Source organism: Pigmentiphaga sp. NML030171 (assembly GCF_002188635.1).
Lineage (GTDB): Bacteria > Pseudomonadota > Gammaproteobacteria > Burkholderiales > Burkholderiaceae_B > Pigmentiphaga > Pigmentiphaga daeguensis.
Map to the genome: position 1 here is coordinate 190,998 of NZ_NINX01000024.1, position 15,778 is coordinate 206,775.

19 protein-coding genes and 1 pseudogene are annotated in these 15,778 nt (G+C 66.0%); 16 read left to right on the forward strand and 4 right to left on the reverse strand.

Annotated elements, in window-relative coordinates:
• The first annotated feature begins 110 nt into the window (after positions 1-110).
• The 16 genes from CDO46_RS07065 (at position 111) to CDO46_RS07140 (ending at position 12,373) form a co-directional block, all read left to right on the forward strand.
• Positions 111-329 carry an AlpA family transcriptional regulator gene (locus CDO46_RS07065; RefSeq protein WP_009461157.1) on the forward strand — a complete coding sequence of 73 codons (219 nt, stop codon included), beginning with the start codon at positions 111-113 and terminating at the stop codon, positions 327-329.
• Positions 330-370: 41 nt separating this feature from the next.
• Complete coding sequence (locus CDO46_RS07070; protein WP_087837841.1) at positions 371-1,237, forward strand: ParA family protein; 867 nt, start codon at positions 371-373, stop codon at positions 1,235-1,237.
• Positions 1,221-1,469, forward strand: coding sequence for a hypothetical protein (locus CDO46_RS07075; RefSeq protein WP_087837842.1), 249 nt, complete (start codon positions 1,221-1,223; stop codon positions 1,467-1,469). Before CDO46_RS07070 ends, CDO46_RS07075 begins: the two co-directional genes overlap by 17 nt.
• Entirely contained in the window at positions 1,462-3,120 is a 1,659-nt protein-coding gene (locus CDO46_RS07080; protein WP_087837843.1) for a ParB family protein, read from the forward strand. Before CDO46_RS07075 ends, CDO46_RS07080 begins: the two co-directional genes overlap by 8 nt.
• Positions 3,121-3,137: 17 nt before the next feature.
• The gene (locus CDO46_RS07085; RefSeq protein WP_087837844.1) at positions 3,138-3,698 is read left to right on the forward strand and encodes a DUF2857 domain-containing protein; all 561 of its coding nucleotides are present in this window, start codon (positions 3,138-3,140) and stop codon (positions 3,696-3,698) included.
• 2 nt (positions 3,699-3,700) lie between these two features.
• Entirely contained in the window at positions 3,701-4,894 is a 1,194-nt protein-coding gene (locus tag CDO46_RS07090; protein WP_087837845.1) for an STY4528 family pathogenicity island replication protein, read from the forward strand.
• A gap of 127 nt (positions 4,895-5,021) precedes the next feature.
• On the forward strand, positions 5,022-5,321 hold the full coding sequence (locus CDO46_RS07095) for a type II toxin-antitoxin system RelB/DinJ family antitoxin (RefSeq protein WP_009618210.1): 300 nt from the start codon (positions 5,022-5,024) through the stop codon (positions 5,319-5,321).
• Positions 5,308-5,595, forward strand: a complete 288-nt coding sequence (locus CDO46_RS07100; RefSeq protein ID WP_020651212.1) for a type II toxin-antitoxin system RelE/ParE family toxin — start codon at positions 5,308-5,310, stop codon at positions 5,593-5,595. The genes CDO46_RS07095 and CDO46_RS07100 overlap by 14 nt, the downstream gene beginning before the upstream one ends.
• Positions 5,596-5,623: 28 nt before the next feature.
• Positions 5,624-5,815: a hypothetical protein gene (locus tag CDO46_RS07105; protein ID WP_087837846.1), complete on the forward strand. Its 192-nt coding sequence runs from the start codon at positions 5,624-5,626 to the stop codon at positions 5,813-5,815.
• A gap of 123 nt (positions 5,816-5,938) precedes the next feature.
• Positions 5,939-6,715, forward strand: coding sequence for a PFL_4669 family integrating conjugative element protein (locus tag CDO46_RS07110; protein ID WP_087837847.1), 777 nt, complete (start codon positions 5,939-5,941; stop codon positions 6,713-6,715).
• A complete protein-coding gene (locus CDO46_RS07115; RefSeq protein ID WP_087837848.1) occupies positions 6,712-7,251 on the forward strand; it encodes a DUF3158 family protein in 540 nt (179 codons plus the stop codon). Before CDO46_RS07110 ends, CDO46_RS07115 begins: the two co-directional genes overlap by 4 nt.
• Positions 7,248-7,631 (forward strand): single-stranded DNA-binding protein, encoded by a 384-nt coding sequence (locus tag CDO46_RS07120; RefSeq protein ID WP_013721963.1) that lies wholly within the window; start codon positions 7,248-7,250, stop codon positions 7,629-7,631. Before CDO46_RS07115 ends, CDO46_RS07120 begins: the two co-directional genes overlap by 4 nt.
• Positions 7,632-7,911: 280 nt before the next feature.
• Positions 7,912-9,930, forward strand: coding sequence for a DNA topoisomerase III (locus tag CDO46_RS07125; protein WP_087837849.1), 2,019 nt, complete (start codon positions 7,912-7,914; stop codon positions 9,928-9,930).
• Positions 9,931-10,737: 807 nt separating this feature from the next.
• Complete coding sequence (locus CDO46_RS07130) at positions 10,738-10,989, forward strand: hypothetical protein (protein WP_026353305.1); 252 nt, start codon at positions 10,738-10,740, stop codon at positions 10,987-10,989.
• 24 nt (positions 10,990-11,013) lie between these two features.
• Entirely contained in the window at positions 11,014-11,406 is a 393-nt protein-coding gene (locus CDO46_RS07135) for a hypothetical protein (protein ID WP_087837850.1), read from the forward strand.
• Between the two features lie 250 nt (positions 11,407-11,656).
• Positions 11,657-12,373, forward strand: a complete 717-nt coding sequence (locus CDO46_RS07140; protein WP_087837851.1) for an ABC transporter substrate-binding protein — start codon at positions 11,657-11,659, stop codon at positions 12,371-12,373.
• Between the two features lie 199 nt (positions 12,374-12,572).
• Here CDO46_RS07140 and CDO46_RS07145 read toward each other — a convergent pair whose 3' ends face one another.
• The 4 genes and pseudogenes from CDO46_RS07145 to CDO46_RS28615 form a co-directional block, all read right to left on the reverse strand.
• The gene (locus CDO46_RS07145; RefSeq protein WP_087837852.1) at positions 12,573-13,724 is read right to left on the reverse strand and encodes a S1C family serine protease; all 1,152 of its coding nucleotides are present in this window, start codon (positions 13,722-13,724) and stop codon (positions 12,573-12,575) included.
• Positions 13,725-13,743: 19 nt separating this feature from the next.
• A complete protein-coding gene (locus CDO46_RS07150) occupies positions 13,744-14,706 on the reverse strand; it encodes a zinc metalloprotease HtpX (RefSeq protein WP_087837853.1) in 963 nt (320 codons plus the stop codon).
• On the reverse strand, positions 14,693-15,181 hold the full coding sequence (locus CDO46_RS07155; RefSeq protein ID WP_087837854.1) for a phosphate-starvation-inducible PsiE family protein: 489 nt from the start codon (positions 15,179-15,181) through the stop codon (positions 14,693-14,695). Before CDO46_RS07155 ends, CDO46_RS07150 begins: the two co-directional genes overlap by 14 nt.
• 271 nt (positions 15,182-15,452) lie before the next feature.
• Positions 15,453-15,743, reverse strand: a pseudogene (locus CDO46_RS28615) (cation:proton antiporter); the annotation flags it as partial.
• Positions 15,744-15,778 lie beyond the last annotated feature (35 nt).

Here is a 15,778-nt window from a genome sequence, read left to right on the forward strand (position 1 = left end):
CTGCAAGTGCAGACGCCGAGCCTGCACTTGCGGTGACTGCGCGGGAACCGCGCTATCGAATACGGGGCACGTCCATCACCGCCGCTACACAGCGCCAAGGAGTGCCCCTCGTGACTGCCCAGACCATCGCCACCGCGACGCCGAACGAACACCGCATCCTGCGCCGCGCGGAAGTCGAGGCCAAGACCGGCTTCAAGCGCGCCCACATTTACAACCTGATCAAGGAGGGCAAGTTTCCCAAGCCCCTGCGCCTCGGGGTACGCGCCATCGGCTGGGATTCGGTGGAGATCGATCAGTGGATCACCGATCGACTCAGGGAACGGGCGTGAGCCCGCGCTCCGTCGGAATCCCTTCCACGAGGAGTCGCGCCATGCAGGTGGTATCCATCATTTCGACCAAGGGTGGCGTCGGCAAGACGACCACCGCGGCGAACCTGGGCGGCTTCATCGCCGATGCAGGGCTGCGCGTGCTGCTGCTGGACCTGGACGTACAGCCCACCTTGTCGAGCTACTTCACGCTCGGCACGCATGCGCCTGCCGGTATCTACGAGATGCTGGCCTTCAACGAGCAGCGTATCGAGCAATTGGCTTCGCAGACCGCTGTGGCAGGTCTCGACCTGGTGGTGTCGAACGACCACCGCGGCGAACTGAACACACTGCTGCTGCATGCACCCGACGGGCGCCTGCGCCTGCGTCACCTGCTTCCCTCGCTGGCGTCGCACTACGACCTGCTGCTGATCGATACCCAGGGAGCGCGCAGTGTGCTGCTGGAGATGGCGGTACTGGCCTCCAGCCTGGCGCTGTCGCCGGTGACACCGGAAATCCTGGCGGCGCGTGAGCTGAGGCGCGGCACGCTGCAACTGATCGAGGACATCGCTCCGTATCGGCACCTCGGCATCGAGCCACCGCCGCTGCGCTTGCTCATCAACCGCGTGCATCCGGTTTCGTCGAACGCCCGACTGATCCAGCAGGCCCTGCGACAAGTGTTCCAGGCGCACGCTGGCATACAGGTCCTGAACACCGACATCCCGGCCATCGAAGCCTACCCACGTGCCGCAACACGAGGACTGCCGGTGCATCGCGTCGAGTACCGGCAACCAGTGGGCCGTACTGCGCCTGCGGCGTTGGAGACGATGCGTGCGCTGGCTGGCGAGTTGTTCCCGGCATGGCGGGAGCGCTTCGCGTGCGTTACCGGCAGAGGCCGCGCAGGGGGAACCAGTCATGCCGAACGCGCATGAACTGGCCCGCGGCCATGCGCGGCTGCGCGCGCTGATCGAGTTCGCGCTGGGCGAAGGCTGGCACGTGAAACGCACGCGCGGCGGGCACCTGATGTTCACCAAGCCCGGCTGCGCCGCGATCTACACCAGTTCGACTGCGAGCGATCACCGTGCCAGCCGCAACGCACGCGCGCAGCTTCGCCGCGCCGATCGACAGGCACCGGCGGCATCTCGGGAGAGCAGCGATGGCTGAGCCGACGCCGCAGGACATGGCCGTCAAGCTGCTGGCCAAGGGCTTCGAACGCAGCGGTCCTTCGGCCGCAGTCTTGACCGACCCCATTGCCGACACACCGATGGTGGTGACGCTGGACGAGTTGCGCCCCTATGAACATGACCCACGCGTGACGCGCAACCCGGCCTACGAGGAAATCAAGACCTCGATCCGCGAGCGCGGGCTGGATGCACCGCCCGCAATCACGCGCCGGCCGGGCGAGGCGCACTACATCATCAGGAACGGTGGCAATACGCGGCTGGCGATCCTGCGCGAACTGTGGAGCGAAACCAGGGAAGACCGCTTCTTCCGGATCGCGTGCCTGTTCCGCCCGTGGCCGGCGCGCGGCGAAATCGTGGCGCTGACCGGGCATCTGGCCGAGAACGAGCTGCGTGGCGGGCTGACCTTCATCGAGCGGGCGTTGGCCATCGAGAAGGCGCGCGAGTTCTACGAGCAGGAAAGCGGCCAGGCGCTGTCACAGAGCGAACTCGCGCGGCGGCTGACGGCCGACGGCTATCCGGTGCCGCAGTCACACATCAGCCGCATGAACGATGCGGTGCGCTACCTGCTGCCGGCGATACCGAACCTGCTCTACGGCGGCCTGGGACGACATCAGGTGGAACGGATCGCGGTACTGCGCAAGGCGTGCGAGCGCACCTGGGAGCGGCGTGCGCTGGGCCGCACGGTGGCCGTGGACTTCGCCACGCTGTTTCAGGATGTGCTGACGGGGTTCGACACGCAGCCGGATGACTTCTCGCCGCAGCGGGTGCAGGACGAACTGGCGGGCCAGATGGCCGAACTGCTGGAGGCGGACTACGACACGCTAGCGCTGGAGATCGACGACAGCGAAAGCCGCCAGCGTGCGCTGACCAGCGATCCGGCGGCGCTGACGCCTCCGGCAGCGCCTGTCGTGCCTGCTGCTACTTCCGCACCGGTCTCCGAGCCTCAGCAGCCACCCGGGTCGTCCGTACCGCGCGACACCACGCCAGTCGCGCCTTCAGCGCCAGCAGCGACACCGCCTGCATCGTCCGAAGCGCTGGAGGACCAGCACGGACCACGCGACGATCGCCTGCAAGGGCACATCGTGACACCGGCGCCGACCACCGAGCGCCTGCAATCCATCCAACGGATGGTCGCGGATCAGCTCGGAGACAATTTGCCCGACTTCGAGACCGACGCGCTGCGTGCGATCCCCGTGCAGGCCGGGGGGCTCTTTCCCATCTCGGACGTCTGGTACATCGAGCCGGGGCTGGACGTGCCGGATCGCCTGCGCGTGCACATTGCGCAGTTCGCGCGCGAGATCGCCGAGGAAGCGGCCGTCGCCGACCACATCGAGGCCAGCATCGGTGGCATCGGCTTCGTCTGCGCGGCGCCGGCCGTGGGCCACGCGAAGGCGCTGCCAGCATTCGCAAGGGCGGTGCTGACCCTGCTGGATGCGCTGAGTTCGGCGCCACCCACCGCGAACGGCTTGGACCGTGCACTGCTGGCCGACGAGTTGGCGGCGCTGCTGCATGGCCACGGCGGCTCGGCCACACGCCTGAGCGATGCTGCGCTGGTGAAGCTGTTCCGCCTGCTGCGCCTGGCGCGCCGGCTGCTGGATCTGGAAGCCGGCGTAGCGAGCCAGGATTCCTGAGCGCAGGAGGCTCCCGCATGTCGGCACCGCACCCACTCAACCAGGCCGTGATCGCCCAGGCCCTGCATGACCTGCGCAACGGCCAGTTGCGCCGCTGCAAGGCCATGGGCTTCGGCGAGGAGGAACTGGACGCGCTGAAGCACCCCGAACTCGTGAGCATGCTGGTGAATGCCACGGTGTCGTGGTGTTCGGTGTCGGTGAACCGGGAAGTGTTGAAGCGGCTGCTGAGCCAGGTGCACGACGTGGAGCGGGAGATCGCTACGGTGGACCGCATGCTGCGCCTGGGGGCGAGCACGGAGATGGTCAGCAAGTTCTACGGCCTCACGCATCAGGAAGTGGCGCTGCGCCGCGACATCCTCGGGCTGCCCAAGCGCAAGGGCCGGCATCCGGTGCTCGACGAGGCGCAGGACGTAGCTTTGTGGGAACGCTGGAAGGCCGGCATCACGGAGCGACACATCGCACTGAACGACGACATGGCGATGCTGGCGCTGACCATGGACTTGGCCGAGGCCATGAGCCTGCCGATGTCGGTGATCTGGTCGGCGATACGGAACTGGGTCGACCAGGGGCTGGTGTAGCCATGACCACGGGCGGCGCACCACGGCGCGAAGGCCCCGTTGCGCTGTCGGCGGTGTTCGACGAGGCGCTGCGGCACCTTGGGCCGCAGGAACCGGCACAGGGCACCGCGCCGGCCGCCGACGGATTCCTCTATAGCGGCAACCGCCATGAGAGCGTGCCGCGCAGGCTGCTTTTCGACCGGCGCCTGACACCGCTGGAGCGCAACGCCTGGCAGGTGTTCCGCCTGCAGATCAACGACGACGGCGTGACCGCCTTTCCCACCTACGACCAATTGCGCCCTTACTTGGCCTCGATGCCCTGCGTGGCACAAGCCTCGCACGAGACTGTGGCGCGCGCCCTGACGCTGCTGCGGCTGACGCGCTGGCTGAGCCTGGTGCGACGACGGCGCGACCCGAAGACCGGCCGCATCCAAGGCAACCTCTACGTGCTGCACGACGAACCGCTGTCGCCCTTCGAGGCGATGCAACTCGATGCCGACTACCTCGGACTGGTCAGCCAGGCGCTGACCCATGCCGCCAAGGCGGTACAGATCGTGGGCATGAACACACTCAAGGAGATTGCCGAAGACCCACTGCTCAGCGGCCGCACGCTGCCGACCCGATTGCAGGTGCTGGCGCAGCGCATGGCGCAGCATGGCTGGACGACGCCAGGTTATCCACAGGAGGGTGCGGACCACGAATCCGAAGAAGGCCAGGAAGCCCTTCTTCGGAATGCTGCGCGCCCGTCTTCGGAATCCGAAGCAGGGCCGAAACCCGCGCCGGATAGCTCTCTTCGGATTCCGAAGGAGGACCGTACAGTACGTAATGATCGTATAAATGAAGTACGTACAGTACCGCGCGCGAGGGCCTTGCAGAACCTGCGGCTGCCAGACCGCTTCCAGCGTTTGAAGCACGAGCAGCAGTCCGGCGCGCTGGTGGCCTTGCGGCAGGTGGACGAAGCCCAGCGGCAGGCGGTGCTGGACGAATGGGAGGCGCGCTGCTGCAACAGCTCGGTGCGCAACCCGGCTGGCTACCTGTTCGGCATCATCCAGAAGGCGATCCGTGGGGAGTTCAAGGCCTGGGCGGGCGACAGCGCCACGGTGCCGCCTGCTTCCCGTCCACCCGCGCCGGCACCGGCGCCATCGGCACCGCCGGTATCCCCCGAAGTGGCGCGCGCCCACCTGGCGCGGCTGCGGGCGGCCCTGCGCGACCCGTGACCGGCCGAGCTATCCCCAGGGGATAGCTGGGACAGGGAGCCTTCTGGCGGGTCAATCCGGCTACACCCTTGCCAAGGTCTCAATTGAGATACAAAATAGGGGCTAATGCATAACAGGAGAAGTAACGATGGCCGCACAGACTTCGATGCTGCACATCCGTGTGGACGATAAGCTCAAGGCCGATGCCGCCGAGAAGCTCGCCGGGGTCGGCCTCACCGTTTCGGACGCCGTGCGCATCCTGCTGACCCGTGTGGTCAAGGAAGGCGCGCTGCCGGCTGGCCTCACGGCCGACCCGGAGGCCTACGATGCCTGGTTCCGGGCGAAGGTTCAGGAGGCGCTGGCCGACACACGGCCGCCGGTGCCGCACCAGCAGGTCATGGACGAGGCGCAGGCCCTGATCGACAGGAAGCGGCGTGCGCGTACTTGAGTGGCGGCAAGCTGCCCGCGCCGACCTGCTGGCGATTGTTGACTACATCTCGGACGACAACCCCGATGCCGCGCAGCGGTTGAAGGACGACATCGAGGCCAAGGCCGCGAAGCTGCCGGAGCGCCCGAAGCTCTACCGGCCTGGCCGCGTGGCCGGCACGCGGGAGATGGTCGTGCGTGCGAACTACGTCGTGGTCTACATGGAGGACACCCGCGCGGTGTCCATCCTGCGCGTGTTGCACGCCGCGCAGCAGTGGCCGCCGGCACGGGAGTGAAGGCGGTTTTCCTCACTGGAGATTCACCATGAATGCCAAGGAGCCTGAAGCAGCCAAACTCAAGGCGCTGCAGGAAGCAGCTTGCATGGGCTGGGCCGACATCGCCGCCGGCCGCCATGCCGGTGTCGCCGACGGCCAACTCGAAGGTTTCATTGCACAGTTGGGACAGCAGACGGCGCTTGCCGTCGCTACCCGCCGCGAGGCTATCCCCAGGGGATAGCTGGGACAGCCAGCCTTCCCGGCACGGACAAACCAGGCGCACGCCGATTGCGGTTTGTTGACTGACGGCCTTCCGGTCGGTGCCGATGCTGGCGACTCGTTCCGTTAATGCGAGTCGTCACCCATGGCCAATGAACCCCTGCAATTGAATCTCGGGTCGCTGCGTAGCGCGATGTCGCTGACGCTGCACACTCATCACGCTTCGCGCATCTGGCACGGCCGTGCGCCGACCGAGGGACGCGCCGGCATCATCGGTCTCAACGGCTTCATCAGCGCCATGAACAAGATGAAGCGCGGCGCCGAGCAGGACGATCCGTACTCCGATTTCTGGATGCTGCGTATCGAAGACAAGCTGGAGCAGACCAAGAGCACGCTGCAGGCGCTGCGCGAGCAGGTGGACCAGGCGCTGGCTGATGTACCCCCGGCGCTGTCGTTGGGCGATAACATGAACGTGCAGCCGGTGAAGCTGCCGCTGTTCGTGAATGCCCAACTCGGCTTCATGGCGGTGTACCTGCTGGCCGACTACGACGACCTGGCGCGCAAACTCATCCTGGCGCACCACACGGCGCTGATCGACCGCAGCACCTTGGAGCGCTGGCTCAATGATGGTGCGCACGCGCTGCGCAGCCTGTTCTCGCTGGCCCAGCAGTACCGCTACTCGGGTACGACGCGCGACGACTTCGCGGCGAAGAACGCGGCGGCGCGAGCTGCGTTGGAGAAGTTCGGCGAGCTGCCGCAGGACGTGCTGGAAGGCACGCGGCGCTCGCGCTTTGCGCCACCCATCGCACGGCGGGCGAACCGGCCCGGTGCGCCGGCTGCGGCGCCTGCCGCCGATGCGGTGAAGCTGGCACCGAAAGATGGCGCAGCCGATGGGGCACCAGACGAGGATGCCGCGGCATGACGGCATTGCCCCCTTCCGCGCGCTTCGTTCCGCTGGAACAGACGGACTTCCGGCGGCTGGAACATGCGGCCTACCTAAAAGGCCTTTTACAGCCTTTTAAGGGTAAGGGGCGTCTGGAGACCTGGGCCAGCCAGTGCGCAGCGCTGCGCGACGACCTGATTGGCCTGGCGCAGCGGCGTGTGCTGCCCCAGGCACGCGCCTACCCCTTCAGCCTGCTCGACGTGCAACTGGCCCAGCAGGCCACTGGCGCAGGGACGACCTTCCTGCGTTGGCGCAACCTCGACCGTTCCTCCATGGGCGTGGCGTTGTGGGAGGCCCTGCTGGCCAACCCCGCAACGCCGGGCTCGCTGATCGACGAGCTGTACGCGATCGAACTGCAGCGCATCGTACTGAACATGCAGATCAGCCTGACCCACAGCATCGCTCGCCAAGCCCTGGAATGCGCCAACAAGGCCGCGCAGGCCGAAGCGGTTTACCTGCGGCGCGTCCACGGGCGTATCGCGTCCGTTCCACCCACCACCAAGGAGTCACCATGAGCACGCACTTCGTCGGCGAGGGCAACATCGGTTCTGCGCCGGACTACCGCGAATTCCCGAACGGCAACGACGAGCCGCGCCGGCTGCTTCGCCTGAACGTCTATTTCGACAACCCGATCCCGAAGAAGGACGGCGAGTACGAAGATCGCGGCGGCTTCTGGGCGCCGGTGGAGCTGTGGCACCGCGACGCCGATCATTGGAAGACGCTGTATCAGAAGGGTATGCGGGTGCTGGTCGAGGGCCGCACCGTGCGCGACGAATGGGAGGACGCCGACGAGAACGAACGGGTGACCTTCAAGGTTGAGGCCCGGCGCGTGGGCATCCTGCCGTACCGCATCGAGTCGGTGGCGCTCAGCGCCAAGCCGGCCGGCGGACAGTAGTTCGCCCATCGCCGTTCCCCCGAGGGCGGTTGTAGCAACCGTCATACGCCCGCGATGCACCAGCAGCTATCCCCAGGGGATAGCTCCAAGGTCGTCCACGGAGTTCCAGCCGCCCTCCCGAAACGACGCTCTTGCTGTGCCAGCACCTGCGGCTGCGCCAACGGACCGCCTGCCGATCACAAAGCGGTGTCTGCATCAATCGGCTTCCTTGCTGCCGGCATCTCCCGGTCCCGCCAAGCTGACGCCCATCCGATGACCCGCACATTTCCAAGGAGGCTTCATGCGCGTGTTCCTGTGCGAGAAGCCGTCCCAGGGCAAGGACATCGCCCGTGTGCTGGGTGCCGGTCAACGCGGCAACGGCTGCTACAGCGGCGCCGGTGTCGTCGTGACCTGGTGCATCGGTCATCTGGTGGAGGCGGTTCCGCCCGAAGGTTACGGCGAGCACTACAAGCGCTGGGCCATCGAGCAACTGCCCATTCTTCCTGAGCGTTGGCGTGTCGAGCCCAAGGCGGCGACCGCAGCGCAATTCAAGGTCGTGCAGCAGTTCGTCGCCAAGGCGAGCGAGTTGGTGATTGCGACCGACGCCGACCGCGAGGGCGAGATGATCGCCCGCGAGATCATCGACCTATGCGGCTACCGCGGGCCGATTCAGCGCCTGTGGCTGTCGGCGCTCAACGATGCGTCGATCCGCAAGGCGCTGGGCGCGCTCAAGCCGTCCGCCGAGACGCTGCCGCTGTATTTCTCCGCACTCGCCCGATCGCGCGCCGACTGGCTGATCGGGATGAACCTGAGCCGCCTGTTCACGCTGCTGGGCCGCCAGGCCGGCTACAACGGCGTGCTATCGGTCGGGCGCGTGCAGACGCCGACGCTCAAGCTGGTCGTGGACCGTGATCGCGAGATCGCGCGCTTCGTCTCGGTGCCGTTCTGGGCCATCGAGGTCGCACTGTCGCATGCTGGCCAGACCTTTGTCGCAAGCTGGACACCGCCGCAGGGTAGCACCGACGAAGCCGGCCGTTGCCTGCAGCAGCCGGTGGCGCAGCAGTCCGCCGAACGCCTGCGCGCGGCCGGCACCGCCCAGGTGCTGTCGGTGGAGACCGAGCGCGTGCGCGAAGGCCCGCCGCTGCCGTTCGACCTGGGCACCTTGCAGGAAGTGTGTTCCAAGCAGTTGGGCCTCGACGTGCAGGAGACGCTGGACATTGCACAGGCGCTGTACGAGACGCACAAGGCGACGACGTATCCGCGCTCGGATTCGGGCTACCTGCCCGAGAGCATGCTGGCCGGGGTGCCGGCCGTGCTCGACAGCCTGGTCAAGACCGATCCCAGCCTGCGGCCGTTGATCGACCGCCTGGACCGCCAGCAGCGTTCGCGAGCGTGGAACGACGGCAAGGTCACGGCGCATCACGGCATCATCCCCACGCTGGAGCCGGCCAATCTCTCGGCGATGAGCGACAAGGAGTTGGCCGTCTACCGGCTGATCCGCGCCCACTACCTCGCGCAGTTCCTGCCGCATCACGAGTTTGACCGGACGGTGGCGCAGCTCACGTGCGGCGGGCAGTCGCTGGTGGCGGTGGGCAAGCAGATCGCGACGGCCGGATGGCGCCAGGTGCTGGCGGCGCCGGCCCTTGACGACACGGACGGAGAGGATGCACGGTGCGGCCAAGTATTGCCAGCGTTGAAGGCTGGCGATGCCTGTCAAGTCGGTCAGGTCGAGCTGAAGGCATTGAAGACGCTGCCGCCCAAGCCCTACACGCAGGGCGAGCTGGTCAAGGCCATGAAGGGCGTCGCCAAGCTCGTGACCGACCCGCGCCTGAAGCAGAAGCTGAAGGACACCACGGGCATCGGCACCGAGGCGACGCGCGCCAACATCATCAGCGGGCTGCTGGCCCGCGGCTATCTCTTGAAGAAAGGCCGTGCCATCCGCGCGTCGGATGCGGCCTTCACGTTGATCGACGCCGTGCCGGCGGCCATCGCCGACCCGGGGACCACAGCGGCGTGGGAGCAGGCACTGGACATGATCGAGGCCGGCCAGATGACGCTGGACACCTTCATCGCCAAGCAATCGAGCTGGGTCGCCCAACTCGTGCAGCAGTACCGCGGCGCCACGCTAGACCTCAAGCTGCCGCCCGCGCCGGACTGCCCGCAGTGCGGCGCCCCGATGCGCCAGCGTAGCGGCAAGAGCGGCGCGTTCTGGTCGTGCAGCCGCTACCCGGACTGCAAGGGTACGCAGCCGGTCGAAGATGCCGCGGCAGGCAAGCACGGCGCACCCAGCCCGCGGCGTCGGCGCCCCAAGGCGAACTGACGCCCACGTCTCCCTCTGCCACGCCGGCTCTTGCGGACGGCGGGGCAAACCTCCCGCGCCCCGCGGGACTCCCCAGCGCGCGTTCCCTTCTGCAACGGTGTGCGCGTCCTGCACAGACCAATCACGGCTTGCAGGGCGAGAAGGTCATTGCTTCGTCGAATCGCGCTCGCCGCGATTCCGCTGATTGACGTGCTTCCGTCCATCCGCGAGCGGTCTCCTGACGCCTTGGCCCGCAAGGCTGCGAGGTGCCAGGAGACCGCTTGCGGTCGACGGTATTCGGTGCCGGTGCCCGCCGGCGGAACAACGGGTTCCCTTTGTGTGTGGATGCACGCCAGAGGATGCCGGCCCCAGCCACGAAACGGGCCGGGTGAGATTGCTGACGCAGCGAATGGCTTTGACGACGGCCTGGCCTGCTTGCAGCCCACAGGTGGATTGATTCTTCTCCAGCCGAAGCCCTACGGGGCTTCGGCGCCTTTGTCGTGGGCGGACAGATCGTGCACTGCTGCTGCCGGCAGTGCTCGGGCCAAACCGGACGGCGGGCGGTTCCGTTTGATCGGCGACGGTGCGCCGCCGCGCTTCCATCCTTCCCGCATGTGTCGCTGACGGTCGTCAGCACCATGCCCTGGCAGCTCCGGTCTTCAAGGCTGCAACGCGCCTCGCCGCGTTGACCGATCCAGTCCGCCTCGCACCGACCACCGCGGACGCGCGTCGCCACGACGCGGGTGTTTTCGATGTTCAACCTTTCGGGAGGTCTCCGCTCCCGACAGGGCGTGGTGCTCCCGGTCTTCAACCACCAGGAGAAACCATATGTCCCTCGCGTTCGCATCGGCACCTTTGAGTGCTGAACAGGCCCGCGCCGAATCCATCGGCTACCAGGCCCTGGCCTACGTTGGCAAGCGCCTGCCCCTGCAGGTGCTCTGCAGCGCAGCCGGCCACTACATCGGCACCGCCGATGCGGATGGTCCCGTCTCGCGCGAGTCGGTCAGCTTCTTCCGCTCGCACCACGCTGCCGAGCACGCCCTGCAAACGGGCCGCTGGCAGCAGCGCCTCCACCCGTGAATCCCATCATCAGGAGCCCCCGTCATGAACCGTGCTCTGCCTCAAGAGGTACTTGATCAGATCAAGCTGGAAAACCAGCACTTCGCCGCCGCGCCCCAAGCCTTCTTCGAGGCGTGGAAACGCGGCGTCAACATCGCCGGTGCCGAATGGTTCGGCGACGGCACACGCGAAGGTCTGCAGCGTGCCACCACCAAGTGGGACCTGCGGCCCAACATGCTGATGCTCAACGACGCCCTGGGCGTGCTGAGCAGCGGTCAACGCATGTTCCTCTCCGCGATGGTGAGCTTCTACAACGCCCGCGAGGGCGGCGCGATGCTCAAGCGTTGCGGCTTCGAGGGGCTGTCCGACTTCGGCGGCCTCGATCTGGAACGGCGCCAGGTCATCGCTGACCTCACGCTGCACTACAACGGCTGGTGAGCCGCGCCTGGCAACCCACCGTCTTTTCATCCCACCCCACGAGGGACATGCGTCCCCGTTCGGGGCCATGTCCCTCCTTCTTTTCGCAGGAGCGGCCATGTCCCGAGTCAGCATCTTCCACTGACCTGCACCGCCCGCCACCAAGGCGGCCCGACGCCGCGGCCGGCTGACCGGTTGCCACTTCATCCACTCGCTGGGGTTCAATCCCCGGCAGGGGATTGCCGCGGCCATCCTCTGCTGGAGGAATCCCATGTCCCATTCCAACAATCCCTTCGTCCGCGGCTACGATGGCCTGTCCGTGCAACGGCTGCTGGCGATTTCCTACGACGACGACTGCCCGCTGAGCTATCTGCCGCTGCACGTCTCGCAGTCGCACCTGCCGGACAGCCAGGTTGAGCGCCATGCCTGCGTCTTCTGCGACGACTTCGCGCTGATCACCGAGGGCCAGAACGTGCCGCCCGAGCTGGACGCGCAGTGCCCCAGCCACGGCATCGCCCGAAACCTCGTCTACGCCGTCATGGCCGAAGAAGCCGGCCAGCCGCTGCACGTCGGCGATACCTACTCCGAGGAAGCCGCGCGCGGGGTGTTACGCCGCCTGCGCTTCGAGACCGGGTTCTACAGCCGTGCCTGGGAAATCAGTTCGGCGCACATCACCGAGGAGGCCAGCCGCTATCTGGCCAACCTGGCCGACATCGCCACGCCGAGCGGCTTTCTGTTCGTCGCCTTCCGCATCCCGTACAGACCCGCGATCGGCGTGAAGTTGATTGCCACCCCCTGGACGGATGCGAACCTGCAGCATGTCGAGGGCATCACAGCCGAAGAACTGCGGCAGGAGCACCGGGCCAAGGGCATGCCGGAGTCCCTCGTGGAAGTGTTGCACCTGGCTGCGCTCGCCGACGTTCGCATGTTGGTGTTCGATGCCGACGCGCCCGTGCTGGACGGACTGACGCTCTACGACGACGAGTAACCCGCAACCCATTCGACCCCCATGTCGGGGCTCTTTCTTCTTCATCGAACTCGGTGGCGGCTGCCGTTTTCAGAAGACGATTTCCGGAGACATCCGACGCTCATGGCGCTTCCCTGATGCCCAGGCCAAACCATGACCTCTAGAGGGTGCTTCGACCCTTGAATGACGCCCCTTCTCATCGCAACAGTCTATTGCTGGATCAAACGCCGGGCTGCAGCTCCACACGCACCTCGCGCGACTTGCCATCCCGCTCCACCAATAAAACCACCACATCGCCAACCTGCTTGTCATCGAGCCGGGCCAACAACTCGGCCACATCGTCTATGGGCGCGCCATCGATGTTGACGATACGATCACCCGGGACAATGCCTTGCGGTGAGACCTCGATCCCGACAAGCCCCGCCTTCTGTGCGGCCGAGCCTGGGGTGACCCGCAACACGAACACGCCTCGGCTACCCGTCATGCCCTGCAGGCGCGCGTTGAGCTGTTCGTCCACCTCGATGCCCAGCGCCGGGCGGATGTACTTGCCGTTTTTGATGAGCTGCGGCACCACCCGCATGACGGTATCGACCGGCACGGAAAAACCGATGCCGGCCGATGCGCCGGATGGGCTGTAGATGGCGGTGTTGATGCCGATGAGTCGTCCGGCGGAATCGAGCAGCGGACCACCGGAGTTGCCCGGGTTGATGGCGGCGTCAGTCTGGATCAGGTGCTCGATGGCTGGGCCTCCCGCTTCGCCCGGCAGGCTTCGGTCGAGCGCGGACACGATGCCGGTGGTCAGCGTCCAGTCGAGCCCGAACGGATTGCCGATGGCGAACACCTTCTGCCCCACCTTGAGGTCAGCACTGGTACCCACTGGCACCGCCGGCGGGCGTTTGAAGCCGACACCGATCTTGAGCACCGCAATGTCGTGCGCCGGGCTGGCGCCGACGAGTGCGGCCTGGTAGTCGCGTCCGTCGGCCAGTTTGACCGTAGCAGAGGATGCCCCTTGGATGACATGGAAATTGGTCACGACATGACCCGCTTCGTCCCAGATGAAGCCTGACCCCGTTCCGCGTGGAACCGAAAAAACATTGCGCGACCAGACATCACGCACCAACTGCGCCGTGGAGATGAAGACGACCGATGCACGCGACTTCTCGAACAGCTCGATCGTGGCTTTTTCGTCCTGCGCCAGGTCACCGCGCGGCGTGACAGTGCGTTCGGCCGCCTGCTCAGGCGTGAACCACGCTTCGATGGCGGGGAGAAACTGCCACAACAGCATGAGCGCCGCGATGCAGGCAGTGATGACCAGCCAGCGTCGGACAAAATGGTCTGGTGCTGCGCGGTTATAGGGGTCGATGTAGGCCATAAATATCTCCGGTTGAAAATCAGCGCCACAGACCACCCGGCCGCCAACGCGGAGAGCGCGGCGAAACAGTGGAGTTTGGCAAGAAGTGAGGCGAATGAAGTGGCGTCGGATGAACCGGCGCCGACAGCTCCCGCAAACGTTCGATTCGCGCAGCGGTTGCAGGGTGTGTTCGCAGCCAAGAAGGCTCAGGATTGCCCCAGCCCGGCAGCAGCCAGGCACGCCAGGATCGGCTGACCCGCTCGATTCTCGCCAACGCAAGGGCGAGCCCCTGCGGATCGCCCGTCAGCTCGGCCGCCAGCCGATCGGCGTCGAACTCGCGCACCCACGATAAGCCGAGCTGGGCCAGCAGCGCCAGTTGCGGCGCGATCGCCAGCAACAGTAACGCGGGCCAATTGACATCCACCGCACCCAACAGCAACGCCGGCAAACTGAACAGGATGGCAACTTGTCCGAGCACAGCCATGAAATATGTCAGCCGGCTGATGGAGTCCGCCAGCCCCATCACGCGCAGGTCCTCGTTGGCGATGTGGGCCACCTCATGGGCAACGACGCCGGTGAGCTCGCGCGGCGTGAGGCTACGCAGTAGTCCATCGGTGAGCACGATGGCGGAGCGATGGGCCGAACCGGTGGCGAACGCATTGACCATGGCACTGGGGGCGTAGTGCGGCACCGGCACGGCAGGCAAACCGGCCCGTGCCGCCAGCTCGCGCACCAAGGCCCACAGATCGGGCGCTTCGCTCGGGTGCAAGGCACGCGCACGATAGAGTCGCAGGGTCAGACTCGACCCAGCGGTAGGCTCGACGAGCAGCGCAAGGCCCCCTGCTGCCAGTGCCAGCCATAGCCCCATATCGCCGAAAAGCAGGCTGCCGGCCATGGCGGCGATGCCGAGAAGGGTCACCACGAGTAGCGCTGTTTGCAAGCGGTTGAGCCAGTGATGCCGCGACCAGGCCTCTCCGGTGTCGCCAAATTCATGACGGTTCACGCGGGGCTTCCTCGGTCACTCTGTCATCGCGCTCGCGCAGCAGCCAGTAAGTAGCCCCCAGGGCCAGGGTCGCCCCCGCCAAGGCGGCCACTTTGCCCGGGCTGACATCAGGGTCGAGAATCACGAATTTGCGCGCCAGCGCGATCAGCGCGATCAGGATCACCGTCTTGACCTGGATGATGCTGTCATGGCGCAATGCCACGCGCACGATCGAGTGCTTGAACTCCATCGCGATCAACAGCGTCATGATCATGCCGAACACGCTCTGGAACACCTTGTGATCGAGCGGATTGAAGGCATTGATGATGAGCAGGGTGAAGACGATGGAGATCAGCTGAATCAGCGACACGACGACGATCACGGCAATCACCGCCGACAGGAGCAGCGCCACGACCTGCTCGAAGCGTTCATAGAAGCTCATGACGGCCCACTGGTCGCGAAAAAGCCGAAATGGGTTGAGACGTTCTGATTTCATAAGAAACTTGCACCCGTGTAGTTCATAAAGTAGTGGCATTGCGCATTGAGGACAGTGCGCCATTGGCAGCGGTGACTGGAATACCGCCGAGCTGCATCACTTGTTCTGCCAGCCCCAGCGCCGGGGCAATGGCTGCCTTGTACACGTGAACGTTCGGCAGTTCCTTCAAAACAAGGGCTTCGCTCTCACGCCAGCACACAACCACGACGGGCAAAGCCGGGTGGTGCTGACGCACCGCCCGCACAATGCGGGACGCCGATTGCGGATGGGGGAGCAGTGGCACGCTGGCCAGATCCTGAAACACCAGCACAGCAATGGCGCTGCGGCCATGTCGTGTCGTCAACTCGCCTTGATCGGCCAGTTTCCTGCTGACGAGTGCCGTGGACGACATCGCCGCAGCCGCGCCCAGCAGCGTAGCTGCGTTGGGCTCAAGCGGGAGGTGATCGAGCTGAAGACTGGCCACGATCCCATGGTCAGCATGCCGGACGAGCTGGCGCGGGCGCTGATGGCATAAAGGCCATCGAGCGGCAAGCGAGCGGGCACGAAGGCCGCAATCACGCATACCCGTTACACTCGTCCTTTGCCAATCTCACCAGC

What these genes read in the sequence shown, in the direction of transcription:
- CDO46_RS07075 (WP_087837842.1), top strand. Translation starts at nt 1,221, where the DNA reads ATGCCGAACGCGCATGAACTGGCCCGCGGCCATGCGCGGCTGCGCGCG.
- CDO46_RS07120 (WP_013721963.1), top strand. Translation starts at nt 7,248, where the DNA reads ATGAGCACGCACTTCGTCGGCGAGGGCAACATCGGTTCTGCGCCGGAC.
- CDO46_RS07085 (WP_087837844.1), top strand. Translation starts at nt 3,138, where the DNA reads ATGTCGGCACCGCACCCACTCAACCAGGCCGTGATCGCCCAGGCCCTG.
- CDO46_RS07125 (WP_087837849.1), top strand. Translation starts at nt 7,912, where the DNA reads ATGCGCGTGTTCCTGTGCGAGAAGCCGTCCCAGGGCAAGGACATCGCC.
- CDO46_RS07090 (WP_087837845.1), top strand. Translation starts at nt 3,701, where the DNA reads ATGACCACGGGCGGCGCACCACGGCGCGAAGGCCCCGTTGCGCTGTCG.
- CDO46_RS07130 (WP_026353305.1), top strand. Translation starts at nt 10,738, where the DNA reads ATGTCCCTCGCGTTCGCATCGGCACCTTTGAGTGCTGAACAGGCCCGC.
- CDO46_RS07080 (WP_087837843.1), top strand. Translation starts at nt 1,462, where the DNA reads ATGGCTGAGCCGACGCCGCAGGACATGGCCGTCAAGCTGCTGGCCAAG.
- CDO46_RS07155 (WP_087837854.1), bottom strand. Translation starts at nt 15,181, where the DNA reads ATGAAATCAGAACGTCTCAACCCATTTCGGCTTTTTCGCGACCAGTGG.
- CDO46_RS07115 (WP_087837848.1), top strand. Translation starts at nt 6,712, where the DNA reads ATGACGGCATTGCCCCCTTCCGCGCGCTTCGTTCCGCTGGAACAGACG.
- CDO46_RS07095 (WP_009618210.1), top strand. Translation starts at nt 5,022, where the DNA reads ATGGCCGCACAGACTTCGATGCTGCACATCCGTGTGGACGATAAGCTC.
- CDO46_RS07070 (WP_087837841.1), top strand. Translation starts at nt 371, where the DNA reads ATGCAGGTGGTATCCATCATTTCGACCAAGGGTGGCGTCGGCAAGACG.
- CDO46_RS07145 (WP_087837852.1), bottom strand. Translation starts at nt 13,724, where the DNA reads ATGGCCTACATCGACCCCTATAACCGCGCAGCACCAGACCATTTTGTC.
- CDO46_RS07135 (WP_087837850.1), top strand. Translation starts at nt 11,014, where the DNA reads ATGAACCGTGCTCTGCCTCAAGAGGTACTTGATCAGATCAAGCTGGAA.
- CDO46_RS07140 (WP_087837851.1), top strand. Translation starts at nt 11,657, where the DNA reads ATGTCCCATTCCAACAATCCCTTCGTCCGCGGCTACGATGGCCTGTCC.
- CDO46_RS07110 (WP_087837847.1), top strand. Translation starts at nt 5,939, where the DNA reads ATGGCCAATGAACCCCTGCAATTGAATCTCGGGTCGCTGCGTAGCGCG.
- CDO46_RS07105 (WP_087837846.1), top strand. Translation starts at nt 5,624, where the DNA reads ATGAATGCCAAGGAGCCTGAAGCAGCCAAACTCAAGGCGCTGCAGGAA.